General features: G+C 65.8%; 21 protein-coding genes, 1 tRNA gene and 1 other RNA gene. 11 read left to right on the top strand and 12 right to left on the bottom strand.

The annotated features are described in order from the left end of the window. Nucleotides 1-259 precede the first annotated feature (259 nt). Both ACQPZ2_RS02595 and ACQPZ2_RS02590 read left to right on the top strand, forming a co-directional pair. The gene (locus tag ACQPZ2_RS02595; RefSeq protein WP_433524136.1) at nucleotides 260-1,231 is read left to right on the top strand and encodes a hypothetical protein; all 972 of its coding nucleotides are present in this window, start codon (nucleotides 260-262) and stop codon (nucleotides 1,229-1,231) included. 82 nt (nucleotides 1,232-1,313) lie between these two features. Next, a complete protein-coding gene (locus tag ACQPZ2_RS02590) occupies nucleotides 1,314-2,609 on the top strand; it encodes an ammonium transporter (RefSeq protein WP_433524135.1) in 1,296 nt (431 codons plus the stop codon). Between the two features lie 76 nt (nucleotides 2,610-2,685). Here the strand turns inward: ACQPZ2_RS02590 and ACQPZ2_RS02585 are convergent, their stop codons facing one another. Next, nucleotides 2,686-3,858, bottom strand: coding sequence for a neutral zinc metallopeptidase (locus tag ACQPZ2_RS02585; protein ID WP_433524134.1), 1,173 nt, complete (start codon nucleotides 3,856-3,858; stop codon nucleotides 2,686-2,688). Between the two features lie 4 nt (nucleotides 3,859-3,862). Further along, entirely contained in the window at nucleotides 3,863-5,026 is a 1,164-nt protein-coding gene (locus tag ACQPZ2_RS02580) for a neutral zinc metallopeptidase (protein WP_433524133.1), read from the bottom strand. A 230-nt stretch (nucleotides 5,027-5,256) separates the two neighbouring features. On the opposite strand from ACQPZ2_RS02580, the gene ACQPZ2_RS02575 reads away from it, so the two are divergent. Continuing rightward, nucleotides 5,257-6,843: a DUF2207 family protein gene (locus ACQPZ2_RS02575; RefSeq protein WP_433524132.1), complete on the top strand. Its 1,587-nt coding sequence runs from the start codon at nucleotides 5,257-5,259 to the stop codon at nucleotides 6,841-6,843. A 259-nt stretch (nucleotides 6,844-7,102) separates the two neighbouring features. Here ACQPZ2_RS02575 and ACQPZ2_RS02570 read toward each other — a convergent pair whose 3' ends face one another. The 5 genes from ACQPZ2_RS02570 to ACQPZ2_RS02550 form a co-directional block, all read right to left on the bottom strand. Then, nucleotides 7,103-8,368: an ROK family protein gene (locus tag ACQPZ2_RS02570; protein WP_433524131.1), complete on the bottom strand. Its 1,266-nt coding sequence runs from the start codon at nucleotides 8,366-8,368 to the stop codon at nucleotides 7,103-7,105. A 402-nt stretch (nucleotides 8,369-8,770) separates the two neighbouring features. Then, nucleotides 8,771-10,204: an MFS transporter gene (locus ACQPZ2_RS02565; protein ID WP_433527296.1), complete on the bottom strand. Its 1,434-nt coding sequence runs from the start codon at nucleotides 10,202-10,204 to the stop codon at nucleotides 8,771-8,773. A gap of 141 nt (nucleotides 10,205-10,345) precedes the next feature. Beyond that, on the bottom strand, nucleotides 10,346-10,735 hold the full coding sequence (locus ACQPZ2_RS02560; protein ID WP_433524130.1) for a hypothetical protein: 390 nt from the start codon (nucleotides 10,733-10,735) through the stop codon (nucleotides 10,346-10,348). A 154-nt stretch (nucleotides 10,736-10,889) separates the two neighbouring features. Further along, nucleotides 10,890-11,603, bottom strand: coding sequence for a hypothetical protein (locus ACQPZ2_RS02555; RefSeq protein ID WP_433524129.1), 714 nt, complete (start codon nucleotides 11,601-11,603; stop codon nucleotides 10,890-10,892). Nucleotides 11,604-11,716: 113 nt separating this feature from the next. Then, nucleotides 11,717-12,310 carry an HhH-GPD-type base excision DNA repair protein gene (locus ACQPZ2_RS02550; RefSeq protein WP_433524128.1) on the bottom strand — a complete coding sequence of 198 codons (594 nt, stop codon included), beginning with the start codon at nucleotides 12,308-12,310 and terminating at the stop codon, nucleotides 11,717-11,719. A 195-nt stretch (nucleotides 12,311-12,505) separates the two neighbouring features. On the opposite strand from ACQPZ2_RS02550, the gene ACQPZ2_RS02545 reads away from it, so the two are divergent. Continuing rightward, nucleotides 12,506-13,312: a methyltransferase domain-containing protein gene (locus tag ACQPZ2_RS02545; protein WP_433524127.1), complete on the top strand. Its 807-nt coding sequence runs from the start codon at nucleotides 12,506-12,508 to the stop codon at nucleotides 13,310-13,312. 60 nt (nucleotides 13,313-13,372) lie between these two features. Here ACQPZ2_RS02545 and ACQPZ2_RS02540 read toward each other — a convergent pair whose 3' ends face one another. Both ACQPZ2_RS02540 and ffs read right to left on the bottom strand, forming a co-directional pair. Next, complete coding sequence (locus tag ACQPZ2_RS02540; protein WP_433524126.1) at nucleotides 13,373-14,662, bottom strand: aminotransferase class I/II-fold pyridoxal phosphate-dependent enzyme; 1,290 nt, start codon at nucleotides 14,660-14,662, stop codon at nucleotides 13,373-13,375. 143 nt (nucleotides 14,663-14,805) lie between these two features. Further along, an RNA gene (ffs, locus tag ACQPZ2_RS02535) (signal recognition particle sRNA small type) lies at nucleotides 14,806-14,900 on the bottom strand. Nucleotides 14,901-15,041: 141 nt separating this feature from the next. Here ffs and ACQPZ2_RS02530 point away from each other — a divergent pair. The 4 genes from ACQPZ2_RS02530 (at nucleotide 15,042) to ACQPZ2_RS02515 (ending at nucleotide 18,891) form a co-directional block, all read left to right on the top strand. Beyond that, nucleotides 15,042-15,129 (top strand) — tRNA-Ser (locus ACQPZ2_RS02530). A 390-nt stretch (nucleotides 15,130-15,519) separates the two neighbouring features. Then, nucleotides 15,520-16,353 carry a hypothetical protein gene (locus ACQPZ2_RS02525; protein ID WP_433524125.1) on the top strand — a complete coding sequence of 278 codons (834 nt, stop codon included), beginning with the start codon at nucleotides 15,520-15,522 and terminating at the stop codon, nucleotides 16,351-16,353. Between the two features lie 386 nt (nucleotides 16,354-16,739). Next, nucleotides 16,740-17,738, top strand: a complete 999-nt coding sequence (locus tag ACQPZ2_RS02520) for an NADPH:quinone oxidoreductase family protein (protein ID WP_433524124.1) — start codon at nucleotides 16,740-16,742, stop codon at nucleotides 17,736-17,738. 148 nt (nucleotides 17,739-17,886) lie between these two features. Continuing rightward, nucleotides 17,887-18,891: an RNA polymerase subunit sigma-70 gene (locus ACQPZ2_RS02515; RefSeq protein ID WP_433524123.1), complete on the top strand. Its 1,005-nt coding sequence runs from the start codon at nucleotides 17,887-17,889 to the stop codon at nucleotides 18,889-18,891. Nucleotides 18,892-19,042: 151 nt separating this feature from the next. On the opposite strand, the gene ACQPZ2_RS02510 is transcribed toward ACQPZ2_RS02515, so the two are convergent. After that, a complete protein-coding gene (locus tag ACQPZ2_RS02510; protein WP_433524122.1) occupies nucleotides 19,043-19,774 on the bottom strand; it encodes a hypothetical protein in 732 nt (243 codons plus the stop codon). Between the two features lie 123 nt (nucleotides 19,775-19,897). Further along, nucleotides 19,898-21,580, bottom strand: coding sequence for a WS/DGAT domain-containing protein (locus ACQPZ2_RS02505; protein WP_433524121.1), 1,683 nt, complete (start codon nucleotides 21,578-21,580; stop codon nucleotides 19,898-19,900). A gap of 167 nt (nucleotides 21,581-21,747) precedes the next feature. On the opposite strand from ACQPZ2_RS02505, the gene qcrB reads away from it, so the two are divergent. Then, nucleotides 21,748-23,373, top strand: coding sequence for a cytochrome bc1 complex cytochrome b subunit (gene qcrB, locus ACQPZ2_RS02500; protein WP_433524120.1), 1,626 nt, complete (start codon nucleotides 21,748-21,750; stop codon nucleotides 23,371-23,373). Nucleotides 23,374-23,455: 82 nt separating this feature from the next. Here the strand turns inward: qcrB and ACQPZ2_RS02495 are convergent, their stop codons facing one another. After that, nucleotides 23,456-23,665 (bottom strand): DUF397 domain-containing protein, encoded by a 210-nt coding sequence (locus ACQPZ2_RS02495; RefSeq protein WP_433524119.1) that lies wholly within the window; start codon nucleotides 23,663-23,665, stop codon nucleotides 23,456-23,458. A 421-nt stretch (nucleotides 23,666-24,086) separates the two neighbouring features. On the opposite strand from ACQPZ2_RS02495, the gene ACQPZ2_RS02490 reads away from it, so the two are divergent. Beyond that, nucleotides 24,087-24,575 carry a DUF309 domain-containing protein gene (locus ACQPZ2_RS02490; protein WP_433524118.1) on the top strand — a complete coding sequence of 163 codons (489 nt, stop codon included), beginning with the start codon at nucleotides 24,087-24,089 and terminating at the stop codon, nucleotides 24,573-24,575. Between the two features lie 20 nt (nucleotides 24,576-24,595). Continuing rightward, nucleotides 24,596-25,528 (top strand): tRNA glutamyl-Q(34) synthetase GluQRS, encoded by a 933-nt coding sequence (gene gluQRS, locus ACQPZ2_RS02485; RefSeq protein ID WP_433524117.1) that lies wholly within the window; start codon nucleotides 24,596-24,598, stop codon nucleotides 25,526-25,528. The last annotated feature ends 16 nt before the right edge of the window (nucleotides 25,529-25,544 follow it).

Raw genomic sequence — 25,544 nt, 5'->3', positions numbered from 1 at the left:
CGGCGCGATGCCGGGCGTTTCGCGACAGAAATGTGATGTAGATCACAGGATGCTCGGATCTTTGTTAGCCCCCACTGATCAGCGCCGAAGGCGGCAAAGTCGGAGCAATCGAAGATCGAGAACGGACGAACAGCGAACTTTGGCGCCCGTCCAGTGCACTTCGCGGCGATTAGTTGAACTCACGCCCCGGTTCTGGAGCTCTTTGCGGAGATAACGAATCAATCAACGGGCATGACATATACGCAATCGCCTGGCTACCGTGGTTAGCGGCAACTTCGGTAGCCAAACCTTCATCAGGTTGGTGGCCCCGGCCGGTCCCTCATCCCGACCGGGGCACAACCTGAAATCCACAATTCCGGCGCTTTTCGCCGAACTCACACCACTTCCACCGGAGGAAATTTCCACCGTGCCGTCGTGTGACGACATCGCCGCCGCCTGGCTTTCGAGCACCGATTTCGCCGACGACCATGCCGCCGTCGACCTGCTCAGCCGGGCGATCAGCCCGCAGGACTTCGCGATCAAGCGCGATTCGCTACCGGTGGCCGCGGCCGCCGATCCGTCGACCGCCGCCGCCATCCTCGAACTACTGGAACGCGGCCAGGTGCCGACCATGGCGGCGATCCGCACCCTCACGGCGCAGAACGAGATGCGCCGGGAGGCCGAACGGATCGAACGCCTCGGTCGCCGGGCCCAGCGCAGCATCGATGACTTCGGCCGGATACTTGCCCGGCTGGCCGAGGACCATTGGCTCGCACACGGCGCCGGCCCCACCCGACGTGACGTACTGCAGTCCGAACCGGTGATGACACTGATCCGGGACCGGATCGGCGATATCGCCCCGACCGCGGTGAAACACCTCTGGTTGATCGAGCGCGCCCAGCGCGCCGGCTGGATCGCCTCCAACGCCAATGCCGGATCGCTTTGCGCCGCAAGACGTTTCTACTCCGGTAAGTACGGCAATCGGGTCTCGCTGCGACCGGTCAATACGATCGGCACGATCGTCGCGACCTACCTGCGCGACTATCTGGCCGAAAATGACCGCGCGCCGCGCTGGTCCACTCTCGCCCACGACCTGCGCGACGATCGCGGCCGTCGGCTCTTCCACGACACCGCCGACGCGCGCATCCAGCGCCGGTGGCTCACCACCGCCGAATGGATGGCCGAGAGCGAGGACCTTCCGGTGCCCGGGCGACGCGGTCTGCGCGCCTTGGCCAAGAAGGCGCGGCGCTGAACTGTCTGGGCCGACACCCAGCGACGATGTGAGCATTCGGTAACTTCTTCGCAACGCATGCACGCGTGGAAGGAGTTACCCCGTGTCCTCAACCATCGATCCCGCGGCCACCGCCTGGCTGCTCGTCAGCACGGCCCTGGTGCTGCTGATGACGCCCGCGCTGGCGATTTTCTACGGCGGGATGGTGCGCTCGACCGGCGTACTCAACATGCTGATGATGAACTTCATCGCGATCCCGCTGGTGACCGTGGTGTGGCTGCTGGCCGGTTACAGCCTGGCCTTCGGCGAGGACGCGGGCGGCGGTCTGATCGGTGATCTCGGCCACTTCGGGATGGCGGGCATCGATCCGAATTCCGTTCACGGCACCGTTCCGGAACTGCTGTTCGCCACCTTCCAGCTGACCTTCGCGATCCTGACCGCGGCACTGGTCAGCGGTGCGATCGCGGACCGCGCGAAATTCGCGGGCTGGATGGTGTTCGTGCCGCTGTGGGCGCTGGCGGTCTATGTGCCGATCGCGCACTGGGTGTGGGGGCCGGACGGGTGGCTGGCCTCCTTCGGCGCGCTCGACTACTCGGGCGGCATGGTCGTAGAGATCGCCTCCGGTGCCTCGGCGCTGGCGCTGGCCCTCGTGCTCGGCCCGCGCATCGGCTTCAAGACCGATGCGATGCGTCCGCACAACCTGCCGTTCGTACTGCTCGGGGCGGGTCTGCTCTGGTTCGGCTGGTTCGGTTTCAATGCCGGGTCGGCGCTGTCGGCGAATGGTATTGCGGCAGCGGTATTTCTGAACACCCTGGTCGCGGGCTGTCTGGGCATGCTCGGCTGGCTCGCCGTCGAGCAGATCCGCGACGGGCGGCCGACCACCTTCGGTGCGGCCTCGGGTGTGGTGGCCGGTCTGGTCGCGATCACACCTTCGTGTGGTTCGGTGAATACGCTCGGATCGCTCATCGTCGGTTTGGCTGCCGGTGTGGTGTGTTCGTTCGCGGTCGGCTGGAAATTCAAGGCGGGCTACGACGATTCGCTCGATGTGGTCGGCGTGCACTTCGTCGGCGGCATCGTCGGCACGCTGCTGATCGGACTGTTGGCCAACCAGGTGATGACCGGTGGGGTCGAGGGTCTGTTCTACGGCGGCGGACTCGCGCAGTTCGGCAAGCAGTTGGTCGGCGTACTGGTGGTCGCGGCGTATGCGTTCGCCGTCTCCTTCGTGCTCGGCAAGGCCATCGACCGCTTCCTCGGATTCCGGGTCAGCAAGGAAGACGAGTCCGCGGGCATCGACTTCGCACTGCATGCGGAGACCGCGTATGCCGAAGGCGTGCACGGACATGCGCCGCGGCGCTTGGGCGAGGGGCACTTCGGGCAGACGCCGGGTGGCGATCACTGATACGAAACACCAAAGGCGCCAGGACACCTCGGCCGAGCGCGAAGTCACGACGTGGCTGTTGCGGCCACCGACACGGTTACGCGACGTCGTCCGAGGATGCCAGCCAGGTATTGCACTGGGGTGTCCGGTCGGTCTTGTAGCCCTGTGCGAACCAGTCCCCAGCGTTCTGCCCGGTGCCGTGATCGCGCGCGTCACCCTTCTTGTCGCCGCGCCCATACGTGTCCTGCGTGGCGCGAGCTCCCTGCGCATCGGTAAAGGCGCCATCGTAGACCGATGTGCCGACGTACATTCCGGAGAAACACTGCGCTTGCAACTCCAAGCGGCGTGACAACTCCAGCCCTCGAGCGCTGCGGGTGCCCGCCGCGCTGCGTTCGGTATTCATCTGCTGTGTCATCCCGGAGATCGCCTGCACGTGATGGCCGTACTCGTGCGCGAAAACCGCCAGGTAGATCACCGCATCATTGCCGTACTGCTCGACCTGGATGTGATCGAGCGGCATGTAGATCGTATGGTTCGCCGAACAGTAGAACGCCGCATAGCTGCCACCGGATGAGGTACACGGCGATGGCTCGTCCTCCGCTCGGGCGGGCGCCCGAACATTCGGGCTGGAGAAGGGCAGATTCGACCGCTGCAGGGCGGGCCGCCACTTTTTGTCCAGACAAGCCGCGGCGGCCTCGAAGAACCGTTGGGCCGCGGCAGCCGTCGCAGCCCAGGACGGGTAACCGCACTCGACATTGATCAGCCCAGTGTCGGTGTCACCGAACAGCGGATTATCTCCGAGCTTCGCGACCGGTTGCGGCCCAGCGGGTTTCGTCGTCGTCGGCGCGGCGGCGCGACTGGTGGTCGCCGCCGCGGCGCTCGATGCCTGGCTCGGCGAGGAGGTCGACGAAGTCGGCGGCGTGTAGGTGTAGCTCGGCGTCGGCGGCGGGTAGGCCGACGGGCGGTTGCGCTTCTTCTCGTTGTCGGCCGAAATCGCCGAGGCGGCAAACAGTCCGACGACCAAGACGATGGCCGTCAGTACACCGAGCAGCGCACTGAGCCCAGCACCCGAACTCCGGCGTCGCGGCGGGTACGGACGCGGCGGATAACCCGGCCGCTGATACGGCATCGGCGGACCGTACGGCGCCGCGTAAGGCGGACGGTAACCGGGTGGATAACCCTGTGGCGGACCATATCCCGGCGGTTGCTGATATCCGGGTTCGGGTTGATATCCGGGCGGCGAACCGTAGCCGTAGGGTGGCCGCGTCATCTGGTCACGACACCGAACTGGCCGATGCGGTGAACGTATTGCACTGTGCCGCACGGTCTTTGTCCACGCCGATCTCGAACCACGTGCCACCGTTGTCCGCGGTACCGTGATCGCGCATATCGCCGCGCTGGTCACCGCGGCCGTGGGCGTCGCGGCGGGCGAGGGTGATCTGCCCCGTGGTCAGCGAACCGCCATTGGCCGAGGAGCCGAGGTACATGCCGTCGAAGCAGTTGGCCTGCAACTCGATTCGGCGCGACAGCTCCAAACCCCTCTCACTGCGCACGCCCGCGTCGACGCGATCGCTGTTGGCCTTGCGCAGGATTCCGGCCATCGCCTGCACGTGGTGGCCGTATTCGTGGGCGAAGACCGAGAGGTAGACGATCCAGTTGTCCTTGAACAGATCGGTCTGCAGCTGACTGAGCGGCATGTAGATCGTCTTGTTCGCCGGGCAGTAGAACGCGGCGAAATTACTCGTGGAACCGGTGCACGGCGTGGTGATGCCGTCCGTGCTCGCGCTGACATTCAGTGTCGGCGACTGGAACGGCAGATTCTTCTGTGCCAGTACGGGTTTCCACGCCGACTCGAGGCAGCTCGCGGCGGTTTCGAAGAACTTGCGCGCGGTGTCCACCTGCGTGCTCCACGGTGCGTACGAGCACTTCGCCGGGATCAAGGTGGTGTTCGGATCGGTCAGCAGGGGGTTGGTTCCGGTCTCCGATACGCCGCCGTTCGAATCCGGCGTATAGGTCATGCTCGGACCGGGGCCGGACGCGGTGCTGCTGAGCCTGCCATGCGAAAACGCGCCACGCACCAGGCCACCCGCGACCACGAAGACGATGATCAGCAGCAGCGCGATCCATCCGCCGCCGCCCTTGCGCTTCTGTGGTGGACGTCCGGGTGGGCCGTAGGGCGTCGGCGGCGGCATCGGCGCACGCTGTCCGTATCCGGGCGCCGGATAACCGGGCTGCTGGCCATAACCCGGCGGCGGACCGTAACCGGGTTGGCCGTAACCGGGTGGATAGCCCGGCTGCTGGCCATATCCGGGCTGCCCATAAACGGGCTGCCCCGGCGCGGGACGATATCCGGGCTGCCCATATGGCGAACCGGGACGCGGCGGAACCGGTTGTCCACCAGGCGGAACCGGCCCGTAGCCGTACGGTGGTTGGGTCACGCCCCCGTACCCCCTCATCTCATGATCGCCTACGGTATTGAATTTGCGGCGCTCCCGGGTCCCTTCGTGGGCCCGCCCGTCACCCACCACCACCCTCAACGGGCGGCCGACGGCCGACTGTACCTATCCGAGCGCTACCGCCTGCGGGCCCGTCGCTCGCGCCGGGCTGCTGACGCAGCTTAGCAACTTGTCTAGAGTAGGCAGCCATGCTGACTTTTCGGGGGGGCGCCGTGAGCGCGCTGCTTCTCGCCGCTGCGGGAATGCTGGCCGCCGCACCGGTTGCCCACACGGAGCCCGCAACCGATGGCGTCGATATTGTCGCGGATCTGAAACTGAGCCGCGAGGGTGTGCTCGAGGTCACCGAGAAGGTGACCGTCCCCGCCGACAGCGGCTTCAAAATGACTCTGCCGCTGCGCCTCAAGGTCGGCAACGATGTCGAACGCGTCTTCAAAGTCACCGGTGTCGATACCAAAGGCCCCGGCACCGCGACGGTCGCGAACGACCTGTTCACCATCGATGCCAAGCCGGGCGAATCGACGTTCACCTACGCGATCCACAACACGGTCAGCGACGCACCCGGCACCCAGGTCTTCCGCTGGCTGGGCACCATCAATGCCGATGTCGCATCGATCGACGCATCCTTGATCAGCCCGAGCTACGAAATGGGCGTGGTGGACTGCAAATTGGGCCCGCCCGGCAATCTGCGGCAGTGCTCCGATCTGCAGATCGAGGCGGACGGGGTGCTCTACTGGCGCCAGACCGACCTACGCAAGGGCGACAATATCGACCTGACCCTGCAGCTGCCGCCCGGCACGGTGCCCGCCAACGCCGATATTCGCGACAACAGCGAGGCAGGCGCCTTCTCCTTCACGACTCCGGTGCTCGTCGCATTCGGTGTGCTGCTGCTCGCACTGGCCGCGATGGCGGGCTATGTGCTCAAGACCAGGCGGGAAAACGCCGCCGCCACAGCCGGTTCGGAGACGATCGATCCGCTGCTGCGCGACGGTACGCAGGTCCAGTTCACCTCGCCGGACGGTATCCTGCCCGGCGAGGCGGGCGTCTTGCTCGACGAACATGCCGATCCGAGCGATATCGCCGCGACGGTGATCGACCTCGCCGTGCGCCGGTACATCTGGATCACGCCCGTCAGCGATAGCGACTGGCGCATCGACCGGGTGAACGCACCCGATGACCAGCTACGCGATTACGAGAAGGCGGTTTACCGCGCACTGCTGCCGGACGGCACCGATTCGGTGACCGTCGGCGAGTTGCGTGCGCCGGGACGCCTGCAGTCCCAAACGGTGCGCAGCGCAATGCTCGCCGATGCGGTCGAACGCGGCGCTTTCATCGATCGGGCCCGCATCGGATTGCCGATCCTGTTGGGTGGGGCACTGATCGTCGCCGGTATCGCCGCGACCATCGCCTTGGCGCTCACCTCGGGCAGTGCACTGGTCGGCGTCGCAATCCTGCTCGCGGGCGTCGCGACGGTATTGCTCCCGCGATTCCTACCGGTACGCACGGCCCAGGGCCGCGAACTCGTCGGCCAGATCCGCGCACTGCAGCGCGGCCTCGACGCGACCACCCGCGACCAGATCCCACCCGCCGACCAGGAATTGGTCTTCTCCCGCGCACTGCCGTTCATGGTGATCGGCGGCCGCGCCGACAACTGGATCCGCGCCTTCCGCGACCTGAACCTCGCCGCCGACTCCCAGCCCGGCCTCTACTGGTTCGGCACCTTCGAACGCGACCGCAACCTGCAACGCTTCGCAGGCCACTTCCCGTACTTCATCACCGCCCTCGAAGGACTCTTCGCATAAGCCGGTGTCCATCGGCCCATGCCGAGCCGCCCGGTGGATAGCCGCACGTACGAAGCATCCGGTCGAGCGAGCGAACAACCGGGCCGACACTGCGGTTCGCGGACTTCCCGATGTGCAGATCGCCGGACGGTCGTGCTCGTCGCGGCGGGCGCAAGTACGCAAGGCGATTGATCAGGGCCAGGTGGAATACCGCGGCGGCACAATGCAATTCGACCGGCCACCGGGGTCGTCCCAGTGGCCGGCCGATCGTTGCCGTCGATCAGTCGTTCAGTGCTGTGCGGTGGATGGCGGCGAGGGGGTCGGCGTAGATGGCGCTGAGTGAGGTGACCACCGCCGCGAATTCCTGCACCTTGCCGCCGAATCCGCTGATGCGGATGTCGGTCGGTGGAAGTTGGGAGGACTGGGTGAAGGCGCGGGCAACGTGGGCGACCGCGGGGCGGTAGCCGGTGAACGCCTGGCCGCCGAGGATCACGCGGTCCGGGTTGAGCATGTCGCGGACCATCGCGACGGTGTGTCCGAGGATGGTGGCGCGCTCGGCGAGCAGCTCCTGTGCATCCGCCGCGCCCGCCTCGGCGGCGCGGTACAGGTCGGCGATGGTGGTGCCGCCGGTGCCCTTGTGCGCCGGAATGATCCCGCGCCCAACGGCTCTGGCGTGCAGCGACCGATCACCGACGGTCACCTCGAGGCAGCCGCGCCGTCCGCAGGCGCATTCGACATCGGAGCCGGTCGGGAAGTGCGCGATCGAACCGGGGCCGCTACTGGGGGTATGCACCCGGCCGTCCAAAGTCACTGCGATACCGGCGGTTTCGCGAACATAGAAGTACAGGCTGCTGCCGGGGCCGGTGGTTCCCCGCGGCTCGCCGGTCGGCAACAGCAGTTCCGACGCGGCCATCGCCTCGACGTGCGGGGCAACCGAGACCGGCAGCTCGAGCACCTCGCCGAGCACCGAACCGACCTGCGCCCCTTGCCAAGCCAGCTTGGGGTGATCGACGACACCGGTCGCCGCATCGACCCGTCCACCGATCGCCACACCGGCCCAGAGTGGTTTGCGCCGATGCCAGCGCTGCAGGAAGGCCTTGGCGCTGCGCGCGACCGTCGTGGTCGCGAAGTCCTGACCGGTCTGCGGCGTCGCGATCGCCAGCCCGCCGAGGATGCGCCCGCGCAGATCGGCCGCGACGATCTTGGTGACCGCGGCGCCGATGTGGATGCCGAGGGTCAGATAGGCCTCGTGGTCGATTTCGAACGGCACCCGCGGACGGCCGACCGCACCCGATGCGGTCAGGTCGGGTCGCTCGCGCAGCAGTCGGGCGGCCAATAGCGCCGAGACTTGGCGGTTGACCGTCGCGATGCTCAAACCCGTTGTGCGCGCGGCATTGTCACGGGAGACCGGACCGCCGGTCGCGGCGCGCATCACGGCTGCGGCCGGATTGTCGGCGATGCGGAGTTCCGGCGCGATGACGGGACGCTGGACACGGACACGACCGGTTACGACCCTGGAGCCGGATCGATCAAGGGTGAGGGACATATGAAGATTCCTTGCTGAAGTCCCGTACCACGGGACGTGCCTACACGTGCGGCGGCGGGGCAGCGCACGAGCCGAAAAAGCGGCTCAGCTGCAGCAGGAACAACACAGTTCGCGAGTCAACGGCAGTCGCAGACCCAGTGCGGCGGTCACGTAGGTGACCCGCAGTGCGGTCGGACGGCTCGAAGACATGGGATCAAAGTTAACACCGAAATCGCCGCGCACCAAGCCCTATCGGCGGAGCGGGAACTCCGCGGATGCGTGGTTCGTTCCGAAATCCTTGGCGCGCACCGGGTTCCGAGCAAATGTGGCCCAGAGCACGATTTGTCCGAAAAAGCCGAATGGGGGTCGCCGCTTCGGCGACCCCCATGGGGTGACTGGCTCGCCCGATCCCGGGCTGTTCGGTTACGCCGCTTCCACGACCAACTGACGACGGGCCAGCAGTGCGGTGGCCGAGGCGACCAGCCCGACCAGCGCGACCACGGTGACGAGGTACAGACCCGGCCGGTACTGCGCGATGCTGGTGGCGGCGCCACCGCTGATCAGCCCGGTGACCACGGCGAGCACGACCGCGCCACCGATCTGGCCGGAGGTCTGCACCAGTCCCGATGCCAGCCCCTGCTCGTGGTCTGCGATGCCCTCGGTGGCCTGCACCATGACCGAGGAGAAGCCGAGCGCGAAGCCGAGACCGAGCAGCAGGAACGCGGGCAGGTAGTCCACGACGTAGGTCGGGTCGGCGCTACCGCCGAAGGAGATGAACCAGACGTACCCGATCACGAACGAGGTCATCGAGGCGATGATCATCGGCGTGGTGCCGTAGCGGTCGATCAGCTTGCCCGCGACCGGCGACAGGATCGCCACGATAATGCCCGTCGGAGCCAGGGCCAGCGCCATCTTCAGCGGCTCCCAACCCAGGGTGTTCTGCAGGTACAGCGACACGATCGTCTGGAAGCTGATGTAGGAGCCGAAGATGGCCAGTGCGGCCAGATTCGCGCGCACAATCGACTTCACCTTGAAGATGCTCAGCCGCACCAGCGGGTGGGCCACCTTGTTCTCCACCACGAAGAACGCGCTGAGCAGGGCGACGGCGATTACCGCGGTCGCGACAACCGTTGCGGTGAGACCCTTTTCGGGTGCGGTGACGATGGTGTAGACGGCGGCCAGCATGCCGCCGGTCAGCAGTGCGGCACCGGCGAAGTCGACGCGACCCTGTTCCTTCTCGATATTGCGCGGCACCACGAAGTAGGCGGTAACCACCACGGCCGCGACGACCAGCACCGGGACGTAGAAGGTCAGTCGCCAGTCGATGCCGGTGAGCAGACCCGAGACGATCAGGCCGGAGGCGTAACCGGTGGCGCCGAAGACCGTGAAGATCGACAGTGCGCGGTTGCGATCGTGACCTTCCTTGAAGGTGGTGGTGATGATCGAAAGTGCGGCGGGTGCGGTGAATGCGGCGGCGACGCCCTTGATGATGCGGCTGGCGATCAGCAGCGCACCGTCGTCGACCAGACCGCCCGCGAGTGAGGCGAGTCCGAAAACCACCAGGGCCGTGAGGAATACCTGTCGACGGCCGAGCAGGTCGGCAGCGCGGCCACCGAGCAGCAGCAGGCCGCCGTAGCCGAGGATGTAGCCGTTGACGATCCACTGCAGGCTCTCGGTGTTGAGCCCGAGTTCGGATCCGATGGACGGGAGGGCGACGCCGACCATCGAGACGTCGAGTGCGTCGAGGAACATCGCCAGACCGGCGACGAACAGCACGGCCCACAACGTCGGGCCCCAACGGCCCGGGGTGTGCTCGGTAGATGCGGCGGTCCGGGTCTCGGATGCGGTAGCTGTCATAGTCACGTTCGGTAATTTAGATGCATGCGCATTAAATGTCAACGCAAGTAATGCGCGCGCATAAAAGACCTGGTCATGATCTTGCCGATCGACACAAAAGGCCTCGCTCAGTACTGAGCGAGGCCTGTGTCCGTGGCGGGATCAGCCCGGGTGGACGTAATGCTTGGGCCCGAAGTGGCCGGTCCCGCTAGAGCCGGCGTACGGCAGGTCGAGCGGGGCGATATCGAGCTTGTGCGGGTTGCCGTCCAGGTCCGCCTGCCAGCAATCCTGCTGTACGCCATGGAAACTGGTGCAGACGATCCGGGTGCTCGTACCGAACGGTGAGGTCAACCGGTTCCGGTCGGAGAATGGATTCCAGTAGTCGGGATCGGATTGGACCGCGAAGTCCTTGGTCTCATGGACCTCGAGTCCGCCGTCGCCGTTCGAGGGCCAGTCATCGGCAACGGCAGTACCCGCACCGATCAGCAGCGTGACACCGGCCGTCGCGAAGAGTAGGGCGATCCGCAGAACACGCTTGGTTTCGAAGCTCATCACTATCCCCTTCCGCTTCCAGTGTCTCTGAACAGCCAGAGCATGCTAGCCGGGTCGGCCCGGTCTTCCCGGCCACAAGAAGGCCCCGCCCAGCGAGAGGTACTGGGCGGGGCCTGTTTCCGTGGCGACGGTGGGGCCACGGCTGCCGTGCGGCCTATTTCGCCGGGACGAACGGCTGGTTGATGGTGGTGAAGTACTGGATCGCCGCACCGATCGCGACCGGCGCGGTCACCAGGATCTGACCGGCCAGGGTGCCGAGGGCACCAACGGCGATGATGCCGCCGAGGCAGCCGACGGCGGCGGCCGGAATGAACGGACCGAACAGGCCGACGATGGTCGCCGAGGCGACAGTGGCACCGGCGATACCGCCGAGCACGCAGCCCGCCGCACCACCGATGAGACCGCCGGCCAGCGTGCCGATGGTGGCCGCCGCCGAGACGGTGCTCGTGAAGCGGGTCCACGCCGCGACCTCACGGTCGTACGGGGTCTTCCAGGGGGCCTGGTCCTCATAGGGCAGCGCGACCGGCTTGTAGACCGCCTGTTCGCGATCGATTTGCGGGGTCAATGTCGCGGTGCGATCGGAAATCTGTGCGGCGATCGGGAATTCGAAGTCGTCGATCCGGAACCGCAGCGGGGTGCCCGCGAGCACGGTGCCATCGGCCGCCTTGATCTCGAAGACATCACCCTCGACCGCCAGCGAACCCGCGTCGGTCTTGATAATCGATGAATCGTTTACCGCTTCCGCGGTGAAATTTATTGCGCTGTCGTCGCTTTCGGTCACGGCCGGGGCGGCGCCCGAGGTGCCCGCGGCCACACCGGTCGCCATGGTCACCAGCGCCGCGACGACGGCGAGTTTCCTCATCTTCATGTACTGCGTTCCCTCATCTAGGTGTTGCTACCGAGGGAAAAGCATCGACGAGAACTCAATCGGGCACGAGGGAAAAATGCAGGCAGATTCGAATAGGCAAACCTCGAGCGACTTCAGGACTTCTTGGCCGCGGCCTTCATCTGCTTCTTGAAAGCCCTTACTTCCACAAGGGATTCGCTGTCGACGATATCGGCGGCCGAGCGCCGGGAGCCCGCTTCGGAGTAGGCGCCTGCCGCTGGCTCCCAGCCCTTCGGCTGCACACCGAGCTGCTTGCCGAGCAGCGCGAGGAAGATCCTGGCCTTCTGATCGCCGTAGCCCGGCAGGTCCTTCAAACGGCGCAGCACCTCTTTGCCGTCCGGATCACCCTGGGTCCAGATGCGTTCGGTCTTGCCGTCGTAATGCTCGACCACATAGCGCGCGAGTTCCTGGGTGCGGCGGGCCATGGACCGGCCGTAGCGATGAATGGCGGGCGGGGTCGCGCACAGTTCTTCGAACGCCTCGGTATCGGCGTCGGCGATCCGCTGGATATCGAAGCCGTCCATGCGGTCGGCGATCTTCTTCGGCCCGCGGAAGGCGTGTTCGAGCGGGAACTGCTGATCGAGCAGCATGCCCGTCAGCAACGCGAAGGAATCCTCGGAAAGGAGTTTGTCCGCCTCCGGCTCCTGGGCGAGACACAGCTTGACAGTCGCGGACTTCGCTTTGGGCACGGGACTTCCTTTCGCTGGTACCGGACTTCTCCGATCATCTCACTCGGAACCGTTGCGTGGTCCGGCCCACCCGGATCGATGGCATGCCCGAATCGTGACCCACCTCACAGTCCTGCCGTGCGATGCGGTCGGTGCCGAAGTAGGCTCAGCGCCATGCCTCAGACGACGGCAATACCTAGAGACGGAATCGGGCCCATGAATATGCAGGGGTTACGCCCGGATCGCTTCGATAGCGCGGGCCAGGATCAGTTGGTCGACGTGCGGGATCTGCAGGCGGCACTGCCGGGCATCCGCCGACTGCGCACGTGGGCACATGAAGCATTGGCGCTACAGCCCGGCGAGAGTGCGGTCGATGTCGGATCAGGCACCGGCACGGAGGTCATCGCCTTCGCGGATGCGGTCGGCCCGACCGGCACCGCGATCGGTGTCGAACCCGATCCGCAGCTGCTGACCTCCGCCGAACGCCGCGCCGAACAGGCCGGTTCGACGGCCAAGTTCCATTCCGGCGACGCCTACGGGCTGCCGTTCGGCGCGAAAACCTTCGACGCCGCGCTCTGCGAGCGGGTGTTCCAACACCTGACCGCGCCGAGTCGTGCCGCCAACGAGATCGCTCGGGTGCTCAAGCCCGGGGGCCGTGTGGTTGTGATGGACAGCGACTGGGGTACGGCAATCGTGCATCCGGGCGACCGTCACGTGGTTCGCGAGGTGGTCGACACCCTGATCGCCGCGACCACCAACCCTTTCTCCGGCCGCAGGCTACCCGGCTTGCTGACCAAGGCCGGTCTGGTTATCGATGAGGTCGGCTCGCACGCACTGGTACAGGACCGGACGGTCGGCGCGGGCGCGCTGGTCAACCGCATCTCCGCCATGGCGGTCGCGCGCGGTTCCATCACCGAGGCACAGCGCGAACAGCTCATCGCGGATCTGGAACGGGGGGCCGAAACCGGTGACGTCCACCTATCGGTGACCATGTTCGCCGTACTGGCGCATAAGCCGCACTGACATTCGAGCGAAAACACAACGGGCGCATACCGATTCGGTATGCGCCCGTTGTGTGTCCAGCTATTTGCCGAGCAATTTCTCGGTGGCCGCGAGCAGTACGCAGGTGGCCAGACCGTCCATCGCCTTCTCCAGTTCCGGCAGCTGCGGGAAGCTGGGGGCGATGCGGATGTTCTTGTCCTCCGGGTCATTCCGGTACGGGAAGGCCGAACCGGCCGCGGTGAGCGCGATGCCCGCATCCTTGGCCAGCGCGATCACCCTGGCCGCGGTGCCCTCCAGGACATCGAGGCTGATGAAGTAGCCGCCCTTCGGTTCGGTCCAGGACGCCACCTTGGACGCGCCGAGCCGATCCTCCAGAATCTTCAGTACCAGTGCGAATTTCGGTTCGAGGATGGCGCGATGCTTCTGCATATGCGCGCGCACGCCGTCGGCGTCCTTGAAGAACCGCAGGTGACGCAGTTGGTTGATCTTGTCCGGGCCGATGCTCTTCTTCGCCGCGTGCTCGAGGTACCAGTTCAGGTTCGGCGTGGACGCACCGAGGAAGCTCACCCCCGCACCGGCGAAGGTGATCTTCGAGGTGGAGGCGAAAACAATGGCGCGGTTCGGGTTTCCGGCCGCGGCCGCCATACCGAGCACGTCGAGGACGGGTGCGGCGGTATCGGTCAGCGGATGCACCGCGTAGGCGTTGTCCCAGAACAGGCGGAAGTCCGGCGCCGCGGTTGGCATCGAAACCAACTCCTGGACAACCTCTTCGGAGAAGACGACGCCGGTCGGGTTGGAGTAGTTCGGCACCGCCCACAGACCCTTGATCTGCGGATCATCGGCCACCAGTCCGGCGATGGCGTGCACATCCGGTCCGTCGTGACCGATCGGAATCGGAATCATCTCGAAGCCGAGCGCCTCGGTGATCGCGAAGTGCCGGTCGTAGCCGGGGCTCGGGCAGAGGAACTTCAGCGTGGACTCGGCCACCCAGCGGCGCTCGGAATCCGGTGTGCCGTACAGCAACGCGTAGCTGATCACATCGTGCATCAGCTCGAGGCTGGCGTTATTGCCCGCGATCAGGTTCTCGACCGGAATGCCGAGCAGCTCACCGAAGATCGCGCGCAATTCCGGGAGACCGTGCAGCCCACCGTAGTTGCGGCAGTCGGTGCCGGTGCCGTCCTTGAAATCGCCGGGACCGGGCAGCGTGAGCAGTTCCGCGGAGAGGTCGAGTTGTTCCGGCGAAGGTTTACCCCTGGTCAGATCCAGCGTGAGCTTCTCGGTCTTGAGCGTCGCGTAATTCGCGGTCTGGGTCTCGTGTTCGGACACGAGCTCCGGGGGGCTCATCAAACCGATCTGCGTTTGCCGGGGCATCCTGAGCAGCCTTTCGAAGCAGCGAAGGGGCGATTGACGTCCGAGCCGATTACCGCGGTCGGACCCGTTGATCCAGCCGAGCGCGTTCGACGTCCGGCGGACCGTGTTCACGTTACCCGGCGGTTGCTCCGAATTGGAGTGAATATAGGGGACCCCGCGCACCCGGCAGAGCCCGTTGACCCTTGCTGCCTTCCGGCCCTGGGGGAGTTCACAGGATGCGCGCCGCGCGGGATCCGTATGCAAGTGTAGCGGGCGGATCCGGCAATGATCACCACCGGGGTGGACCGCAAGGGGTCGAAACGGGGCCGAACTGGGAGTTCCCCGCCCCGACCAGCCCCAATTTGGTGACCGGCCGGGGGCACCCGGTATGCTGCTGCACGGAGGATTCGCCTAGTGGCCTATGGCGCTCGCCTGGAACGCGGGTTGGGTTAACGCCCTCAGGGGTTCAAATCCCCTATCCTCCGCCACGGCGAACGCCCCTGACAAGCCAAAGTTGGCTGGTCAGGGGCGTTTTTCGTATTGTCCTCGCTACGCTCGCGAACGCTCAGCGTCGCCTGTTCAACGCGAATTTCGTAGCCACTCTCTCGGGATTCAGCTCCGACTGCTCGGAGGGTGCGACCGAGTCATGTTCATTGTCGCGGCATGGATGGCGGACATGGACACCACGATCCAGCCTGCTGAAATGCCCGGAAAGTCCTGATGGTGGCCCTGATTCGAACCTGTCACCGCATTCTCGACCATCCAAGACGCCCCCGTGATCCGAATGCGAATCAACAAGTTCTCTGCACTGTGAAAGGTAATAGATGGGCACAGGCAAGCACAGAAAAGTCAGTCCGCGTCAACAGAAGATGGGGTCGATGGTCGTGGCGGGAGCGGTTCCCGTTGTTCTCACCATGGTGGGGAGCAACGGAACCGCGAACGCCGAGCTCGACCGGCACGTTCCGGTGAGCCAGACCGAGCACGGCGGCCACGTTGCCTTCGTGGCCGACGACACGGATTCGGCCGAGGCGACCCCCACCGTGCTGGCAGAGCAGACGAAGCAGTCCCCGGACTGGCCCGACGCCCAAGTGCCGAATGTGCGCCCGTACCGGGGAACACGAATCCCGGACGACACGCGCAGTTCGCTGCAGTGGGCGCGACCGGTACCGAAAAACGAGTATCTATCGCCGATCGAGTCGCTACACGGCCCGGTCCCGGTCGCACCGGTGCCGCCGATCGCGCCGCCGCCGGGCATGTTGCGTTTCGGAAACGTACAGGTCGAGGCACCGGATTGGCTGCCGAGGGAGCCCGCCATCCAACTCAACGACGCCGCGGCGGTGACCGAGGCCGATCTCGCAACGTTCTTCGACTCGGTGGGTATGGAGCGCACTCGCTCCGATCGCGTCGCGGGTCAGACCGTCGGCTCCGCGGCGCTCGGTGCTGCCGCGGGCGCAACGGTGGCGAGCCCGTTCGCACTGATCGGCGCAGGTGTCGGCGGTGCACTCGGTCTGCTGATCGGTGTGCCTTTCGCACCGATCGGTCTCGCCGCGGGGCCCATCGGCGCCGCATACGGCGCGGCCCTCATGGCGGCACCGCTCGCCGCCATCGGCGCGGGTATCGGCGCAGTTCTCGGTGCGACGCAAGCCCTCACCGCACCCCCACGAGCTCTCGGCCCAGCTGAGGCCGCCACAGGCGAACCTACGACCGATTGACAGAGGTTCTACCTTCTCGAACAGGTCGCGATACCGCCGGAAATGGACCGGCAGACATATCGGCTGCGGCACCAGGCCCCCTTGGCCTGTCGATTTGCGACATGGCAAAGGGGTCCTGACCTGCTGCTGTTTTCGGACCACTTGTCGACCGCTATTTCAGGCGCCACCCGACCCGGGTGTCGACGCGGTTGGCGGCAGCACACCTCGCTCTCGTCGACTGCTGCCGAGGTCGCTCTGCCGCATGGCGTTCGCGCGGGATCACCGGTTCGTCGATGTTCGGACGATGCGCGGCTGCCGATTCCTTTCTGTGGCGACCGTGGTCTACATGGTCGACGGTGCAGACCGCCGAAGCGGCCGACCGCGACACACGCCGAGAAAGAGAGCTGATGGCTGTGAGTATTCCCGCCACTATGCGCGCCCTGCAGCAGACCTCGCTGAAGGGGCCGCAGGATATGCGTTCAATCATCGACGCACCGGTACCGGTGCCCGGTCCGGGCGAGGTCCTGATCCGGGTCGCTGCCGCCGGTGTCAACTTCGCGGACATCTCGAGGGCCTACGGCACGTTCCTCGACGGTCCGCAACCACCGTATCTGGCGGGTTTCGAGGCGGCGGGCGAGGTCGTGGCGGTGGGTGCGGCAACGACCCGCCCGCAACCAGGGGCCCGGGTTATCGGCGTCGGCTACGGGGCTTTCGCCGAGTACATGGTCCTGCCCGCGGCTGCGGCGGTGCCGGTGCCGGACGGCTGGACGGCCGAGCAGGCGCTTGGCCTGGTCGTGAACTGGCCCACCGCGCTGGCCGCGCTCAGGCCGCTGGGCCGCATCACCGCCGGGGAGACCGTGCTGATCCACGCCGCGGCGGGCGCGACCGGCCAGGCCGCGGTGACCATGGCCAAGTACTACGGTGCGACGGTCATCGCCACTGCCTCGCCGGGCAAGCACGAGACTGTGCGGGCACTCGGCGCCGACCACGTCCTGGACTCCCGCACCGAGGACCTCGCCGCCGAGGTATTGCGGCTGACCGGAGGCATCGGCGCCGATCTGGTGCTCGAGTCCGCGGGCGGCACCACCTTCGACGCCAGCTTGGCCGCGGCCAAGCGGGTCACCGGCCGCATCGTCGTCTACGGCGTGGCAGGCGGTGAAGCCGCGATCACCAACTGGGAGTTGGTGTACAAGCACCAGGTTCACATCATCGGCCTCAACATCGGCGTGCTGAGCCAGGCCGCGCCACAGATCTTCGGCGAGCTCATGGGCGAGATGTCCGCGCTCATCGCCGACGGCGTACTCACGCCCGCTCGCCCCACCGCCTACGACTTGGCCGACGGCGCGAAGGCTCTCGCGGAACTCGAATCCCGCGCCACCACCGGCAAATTGGCCCTACTGCCGTGACCACCCCTGAGCTGCGTTTCGATTCCTTCGCAACAGCATCCCGGTCGTAATCAGCGACCGTCCCGACCGGCGGGACCGGTCCGGACAAGGAGCAGCCTGTGGATTCCATCGCGCACCCGGCCGACCGGCCGCGGCCTACACTCGCGACATGACGGCGCGCGTGCCGGAGGCGGCGAACCAGGACCGGTTCGCCGCTGAAACCGAGCGGTTCCGCCGAGAGCTGCTGGCGCACTGCTACCGCATGGTCGGCTCGTCCCAGGACGCGGAGGACCTGGTACAGGAAACATATCTTCGAGCATGGCGTTCCTACGCCGGCTTCGAGGGCCGCGCGTCGATTCGGTCCTGGCTCTACAAGATCGCCACCAATGTCTGCCTGACGGCGTTGCAACCGCGTCGGATCCGGGTGCTGCCCTCGGGACTGACAGGGGCTTACGACGGACCCGATCGACCGCCGAGTCACGTTGCGACGGGCGAGGTCTCGTGGTTGGAACCGCTGCCGGACGGGTGGATCGCCCCGGCCAACGACGATCCGGCCGCGGCGGTGGTCGCGCGCGAGTCGCTACGGCTGGCACTCATCGCGAGCCTGCAGCACCTGCCCGCCCGCCAGCGCGCGATCCTCATCCTGCGCGAGGTGCTGGCATTCTCCGCGGCCGAAACCGCGGAGATCCTCGGCACCACTACGGCGGCGGTGAAGAGTGGTCTGCAGCGCGCCCGCGCCCGGCTGGACGAACTGGATCCGGAGCCCGAGAAACTGCTCGAACCGACCGACCAGCGGGCGCGTGCACTGCTCGACGGCTACATCGCAGCCTTCGAGCGTTCCGATGCCGGTCTGCTGGAACAAGTGCTGCGCACGGACGCCACGCTGGAGGCGACGCCATTCCGCGAATGGTACGCAGGCCGGGTGAGGTGCATGCACATGCTCGACGCGTACGTGCTCGGCACACCCGGCGACTGGCGGATGCTCGCTACAACAGCCAACGGCCAGCCCGCCGCCGTCATCTACTACCGAGAGGCCGACAGTGTGTTCCGGGCAAACGGCATTGTGGTGCTGGCCCCAACTACCACCGGCGTCTCCCGTGTGATCGCACTCCACAATCCAGCGCTGAACGCGATGTTCGGCTTCCCGGACGTGCTCGCACCGAACGAGCAGTAGAAACTGACTCGATCCTTGAACTGGCATTCGAACCGGCGCACCGACTGATGGGCTTACTCTCGGGATCCTTGCGATAGCCGGGCCCGCTCGAACAGCGGCTCGGACATTCGGCCGGGGGTGTCCAGGCAGCCAAGGCCCAGCGCCGACAGGATCAGCTGCCGAACACCGTGGTCATGATCTGGGTGGCCCATTTGTTCATCGGCTGAACGACATTCAGGTAGGTCCAGCGGGTGGGGCGGACGACGGTGATGCGCCAGGCGGTGGCCAGGGTCATGAGGATGGGGTGCAGGATTATGCGGTAGATGGCGCGGCAGGGGGTTACTACGAGAAGGCCGACGATGGCGGTTGCGCCGAGCCAGCCGTAGATCAGGGCGGTGCGGAGTAGCCGCCACAGGGGGTACAGGATCCAGTGCCAGAGTTGGTAGGCAGGCCAGGCGACCAGGTATTTGCACCCCAGGTACAGGACCCGCAGGGTGATGGCGGCGATCGGGAGCAGGATGTTTTTCGTGAGCCAGTTCGAGGCTGGGCGCAAGATTCGGCGCCAGAGGAAGACCTCGACTGCGCGGCGGAGGGGGCGCAGGAAGTAGTCGAGGGCGAAGGTGGCCAGTGGGGTGAGGACCAGACCCCAGAGGACGTAGTGCAGGAGCCAACCCCAGAGGAAGTCCTTGACGAAAGCCCGAGCGGGGCGGAGCAACCAGTGCCAGGCGAGGTGGCAGATCGGGTCGAGTAGGTGGCTCCAGATGTAGGTCAGGGCAGCGGCGGTGATGCGGCCGAGCAGCTTGACGCCCTCCCACACCAGGCGCAGTGGGATCAGGAGCACGATCGCGATGAGGCGTGCGATCCACTGGCCCGCCGACGTGGAGTCGGTTGGTGATGTGGTCATGGTTGCGCCCCGCTCGATTGCCGCCGTAGCTATCTCCGCCCGAAAAGGTAGGCGTTCAATGCATTCCAACATGTCGATGTCGCTCGGACATGAGTAGAAGTACTTGCCTCGGGCTGCGGTGAATCACCCGGTCGAGGTTTCGGGCTCTCCCAATCCTCCTATGGCACAGTCGAATACCTCGTTCAGCGCATCGCGCAGCAGGTCGACGTAATTATCGATGTCCGGTAGCGCGGCGGTGTCGGCGTGGATCGAGACGGTGACGGTGTCGCCGAGGCCGTGTACACCGTGGGTCAGGTGCATGACCGAGCCGATTGCGGGGAAGCCACCGGTGAATCGGACGGGTGCGCCGCAGAAGGTCAGGTCGGCGGGGCCGCGGTGGACGCTGGACACCACGGTATGTCCGGCGATGGAGTCGGGGACGGTGTCGAGCGGGTAGCGCTCGATGTCGCGGCGCAGTAGTGGGGCGGGCGTGACGGCGGTGACGCGATCCTGTGCGGTGAGCAGTGGATGCTGGGCGCGGGTTCGGCGATCGGCGAGGGCTGCGGCGATCTTGTTCGCGCGAGCCAGTAGGTCCGGTTCGTCGATGAACAGGTCGACACCGAGACTTCGATAGTTATTGCGAGCCGCTATCCGATTGTCGGACAAGGCCATCGGCACTTGCGCGCCCAGGCGGTCCGCTCGCTCACCTCGCGCGGTCAGATAGCGATCGAGTGCGATCGACACGGCGGTCAGCGCGACCACGGTCACGGTGCAGCCCGGGATGCGCAGCCGTTCGGCATCGCAGACGATCATCCGCGCCTGATGGGCGTGCCCATCTGTCGAATCGCTCCGGTTGAGCAGACTCGGTGAGAACGCGGGCCCCGGCCCCGGAAGCCTTCCCGCAGTGGTCAATTCGGCCAATTCCTGCTGCGCCCGAAAGGCCTGATAGCCACGAATCGCTGTGCGCGCGAACTGAATCGGCATCCGAAGCAGGGCGGGCACCGAATGCACATACATGGGATCCACCGGCGCCGCTTCGGCCACTGCCGCACCGAGGCGTCGACCGAAGTCGGCAGCATGCCGACCCAGCGCCCGAGCAACCGAATCTCGCAATACAGCAACCGGCGCGGCACAAAAGGCGCCATCGGCAACAGGCGCGGCTTCGGCAATCGGCGCAGCTCCGGCGGCTTGCTCAGCCGAAACGAACCGCTCGACCCGAGCAACTGATTCCGACACCACAGCAACCGGGGCAGCATCGACAACCGGGGCCGCACCGACGACCGGCCCGGCGGCGGCGACCCGCTCGGCCGCCACGAACTGCCCGTCCCGCGCGGCTACCTCAGCCCGATGACCCGCACCAACCTCGGAAAACAACCCCCGGGCGATCTCCGCACCCCGTCGCCCGTCCGCCAACGCGTGCGAAATCTGCAATACAGCTAACATTGCCGGTCCAGCACCCCCCGGCGCACCGACGACCCCGCGAAACACATGTAACCGCCACGGTCGCACCGCGGCGTCCACGCCGGTACCGAGCAGTTTGCCGAGCACCTCACACACACTCGGCCAATCCGGTTCCGGAAGGATATGTTCCACAAATTGCTCGGCACGGAATTCACACCGAACCCATGCCGGATAGTCCAGATCTCCGGGCAGCTCGCGCAGCCGCACCGACAGGTCGGCAATCTCCGCACTGCGGTGCGCGACGAACTCACGCAGTTGCGCACCGGAACGCCCGGAATCGTCGAAGCAATACAGCATGAAGAGGTCATTTCGGGTACGGCCCGACAGCCAGTACATCGTCGCGTCCTGGGCGGCCACCGTACTCACGACTCGACGATATGACACCGGTCAGCGGCAGGTATCGGCAGGCACCGGGAAACTGAATGATCTTGTTCCACATTGCGGTTCAGGGAAACCTATCGATTCCCGGCCGATCCCCTGCTACCGTCTGTAGTAGAACACATACCACCACTCACCAGAGCGGGGTGTCGGCCATGGCTATTGACATAGGTCGTAAGGCAGGCGAACAAGCCAACTCCTTCGACGAGCGATATCAGGCCGCGAGATTCATCAAACGGTCGATCAACAAGGTTTTCCCGACCCACTGGTCGTTCTTACTCGGCGAGATCGCGCTCTACAGCTTCATCATCCTGGTGCTGTCCGGTACCTATCTGACGCTGTACTTCGACCCATCGATGGCCGAGGTCACCTACAACGGCGCCTACCAGCCGCTGCGCGGGGTATCCATGACCCGCGCCTACGAGACGGCGCTGAACCTCTCCTTCGAGGTCCGCGGCGGTTTGTTCGTGCGCCAGGTCCACCATTGGGCCGCACTGCTTTTCGCGGCCTCGATCATCGTGCACCTGTTCCGGATCTTCTTCACCGGCGCGTTCCGCAAGCCGCGCGAAGCGAACTGGGTACTCGGCTCGCTGCTGCTGATCCTGGCCATGTTCGAGGGGTACTTCGGCTACTCGCTGCCCGACGACCTGCTCTCGGGCACCGGCCTGCGGGCGGCGTTCTCGTCCATCACGCTCGGCATTCCGCTCATCGGCACCTGGATGCACTGGTTGATGTTCGGCGGCGACTATCCGGGCGAGATCATCCTTCCGCGCCTGTTCATCGCGCACGTGCTGCTGTTCCCCGGCATCATGCTCGCGCTGATCGCCGCGCATATCGCGCTGGTCTGGTATCAGAAGCACACCCAGTTCCCGGGTCCCGGCCGCACCGAGCGCAATGTGATCGGCACGCGCATCGTGCCGGTGTTCTCGCTGGATCAGGGCGCGTTCTTCGCGTTCACCCTCGGTGTCGTCGCACTCATGGGCGGGCTGCTGCAGATCAACCCGATCTGGGCCTTCGGGCCCTACAGCCCGGCCAAGGTATCGGCGGGCACCCAGCCGGACTTCTACATGATGTGGACCGACGGCATGATGCGCCTGATTCCGCCCTGGGAGCTGTATCCGGGCCGCTATACCGTGCCCGCACCGTTCTGGGGTGCGATGATCATGGGCTTGGTCTTCACAGTGCTGATCGCCTATCCGTGGATCGAACGGCGCCTGACCAAGGACACGGCGCGCCACAACCTGCTACAGCGCCCGCGTGACGTGCCGGTCCGCACCGCGATCGGCGCGATGGCGATCACCTTCTACGTGGTACTGACGCTGTCCTGCGTGAACGACATCATCGCTTTCAAGTTCGACGTCTCACTGAACGCGACCACCTGGGTCGGCCGGATCGGCATTCTGACCCTGCCCGCGGTGGCCTACTTCGCCGCTTACCGCATCTGCCTGGGCCTGCAGCGCAGCGACCGCGCGGTGCTGGAGCACGGCATCGAGACCGGCATTATCAGGCGGCTGCCGCACGGCGAGTACATCGAGATCCACCAGCCGCTCGGTCCGGTCGACGAGCACGGTCACCCGATTCCGTTGACCTATCAGGGCGCGACGGTGCCGAAGAAGATGAACAAGCTGGGTTCGGCGGGCAAGCCGGGCACCGGCGGATTCTTCCGACCCGATCCGTGGCAGGAGTCCCGCGCGCATATGGCGGCCGAGCACGAGGAAGAGCGCAAGCAGCTCGCCGTGCTACGCACAGCTCAGGAGGAGACCGACGGCCAGCACCACTGAGAAAGGACCGCTGAGCACCTGCGAAGGCCCCGAGTCCGTGCCGACCCGGGGCCCGTGCTGTTGGTTCGGACGTAGCTGTTGTTCAGGCGCGTCCGAACTCCCCCTTTGACATTCCGTTTAGGAACGCGTTCCACTCGCCGGGCGTAAACGCCAACAACGGACCGTGGCCGTTGTCTTTGGTGTCGCGGACCGCCACGTTGCCGTCGACGAGAAATGCGACTTCCACGCAGTTCCCGTCGGGGCCGCTGTATGTGCTCTTACGCCACACAGCGCCCGTCAAGTCAACTTCCACGCCACTAGCTCCTTTGCTGCGTCGAGAACGAGATTATTCTTCTGACATCGTTCTAACTAGCACCGGCATCCGGCGCGGAACGCCGAATCCCGCGGTGCGCCTTGCCAAAGCGCGCGACTTTCACGGTGCGTCGTGATCGCACTTGCACTTCGAGGTGAATTCACCTCGCGGGGTCGCCCCCGCGCGCTAAAGAGTAGCAGGTTCCTTGAGAATTTGCCGATCTCTTGCCCATTCAATGCTCGCATTTGCCAATCTTGCGAAGATGATGAGTTGCGGGAACATTGCCGGAAGATGACATTCATTCATATGTTTGCTGGGCAGCAAACTTTTTGGGATGTGATTGCTCCGTGATCCGTCAATTAATCATGATCGAACCAACTCGGGTGGACGCCTTCGACTCCAGCCGTGGATGATGGGCAGCATGGTCGAACGCCCGCGCGACGAGGCAGGTCGCGCACGTAATCCCCGCCCACGCGACCGGTTCGGGCGGCCGCTGCCGGTCGGCAGCGTCGGCGTGCCGCGAATTCCGGACGACCTGAATCTGCCGCCCCAGCAAACCCTTTCCTACGCCCAGCAACTGCTGGATGACGGCCTGGCATTCAACGCACACGAGGTATTGGAGGCCGCGTGGAAGAACGGGCCGTTCGCCGAAAGGATGCTGTGGCAGGGTCTGGCGCAATATGCGGTCGGTCTGACCCACATCCAGCGCGCGAATCCGAAGGGCGCGCGCACCCTGCTCACCCGTGCGGTGACCCGGCTGCGCGCCTATGCGGCCGACCGAAACACTGCTGTGCCATATGGAATCGACCGCCAGGGTCTCATCGCGCACGCCGAGAACCTGCTGGCCGCCCTCGACAGCGGAACCTCGATTACCGAAGACCGACTCAAGCCGCGTCTGCTGATCCGGTGACCCGCACCGGAGCCCCTAGCATGGCAAACGTGCCAGTAGTCAGAAATCCAGCAGGCAGATACGCCCCGAGCCCGTCCGGCGATCTGCACATCGGAAATCTGCGCACCGCGGTGCTGGCCTGGTTGTTCGCACGATCGACCGGACGCCGCTTCATGCTCCGGATCGACGATCTGGATCGCGTCCGGCCGGGCGCCGAACAGCGCCAACTGGCGGATCTCGCCGCGATCGGACTGGATTGGGACGGCCCCGTGGTCCGGCAGAGCGACCGGCTGCCGCACTATCGAGCGGCCATCGACCGGCTCACGGCGGCCGGGCTCACCTACGAGTGCTATTGCACCCGAAGGGAAATCCAGCAGGCCGCGACCGCACCGCACGGACCGCTCGGCCACTATCCGGGCACCTGCCGTGATCTGACCGAAGCCGAGCGGGCCGCACATCGCACCGACGGACGCCCAGCCGCGCTGCGGTTGCGTGCGAACGCAACCGAATTCGAGATCACCGATGAATTGCACGGGCGCTACCGCGGCCCCGTCGACGATGTCGTACTGCGCCGCGGCGACGGAATTCCGGCATACAACCTGGCCGTTGTCGTCGACGATGCGGAACAGGGCATCGATCAGGTGGTCCGCGGTGACGATCTGCTGCCGTCGACCCCACGCCAGGCCTACCTCGCGACGCTGCTCGACCTTCCGGTTCCGCACTACGCACATGTTCCGCTGGTGCTGAATGCCGCGGGCAAGCGACTGGCCAAACGCGACGGCGCGGTGACACTCGCCGATCAGCTCGCCCTCGGCAATACACCCGATCAGGTCGCGGCCGCACTGGCCAGTTCCCTGGGCTATCCCCCGGTTTCGCCCGCCGAACTACTCGACGGGTTCGACCCGGCCGCTCTGACCCAGGAACCGTGGATACTCGATGAGAATGGGTTGTTGCAACCCGCGCGATGTCCGTAACGTACGCAATCGACCG

The sequence above is a fragment of the Nocardia pseudovaccinii genome, assembly GCF_050942345.1.
Taxonomy (GTDB): domain Bacteria; phylum Actinomycetota; class Actinomycetes; order Mycobacteriales; family Mycobacteriaceae; genus Nocardia; species Nocardia pseudovaccinii.
Note: the sequence above shows the minus strand (reverse complement) of the source record. Positions and strands in the feature narration are given on the sequence as shown.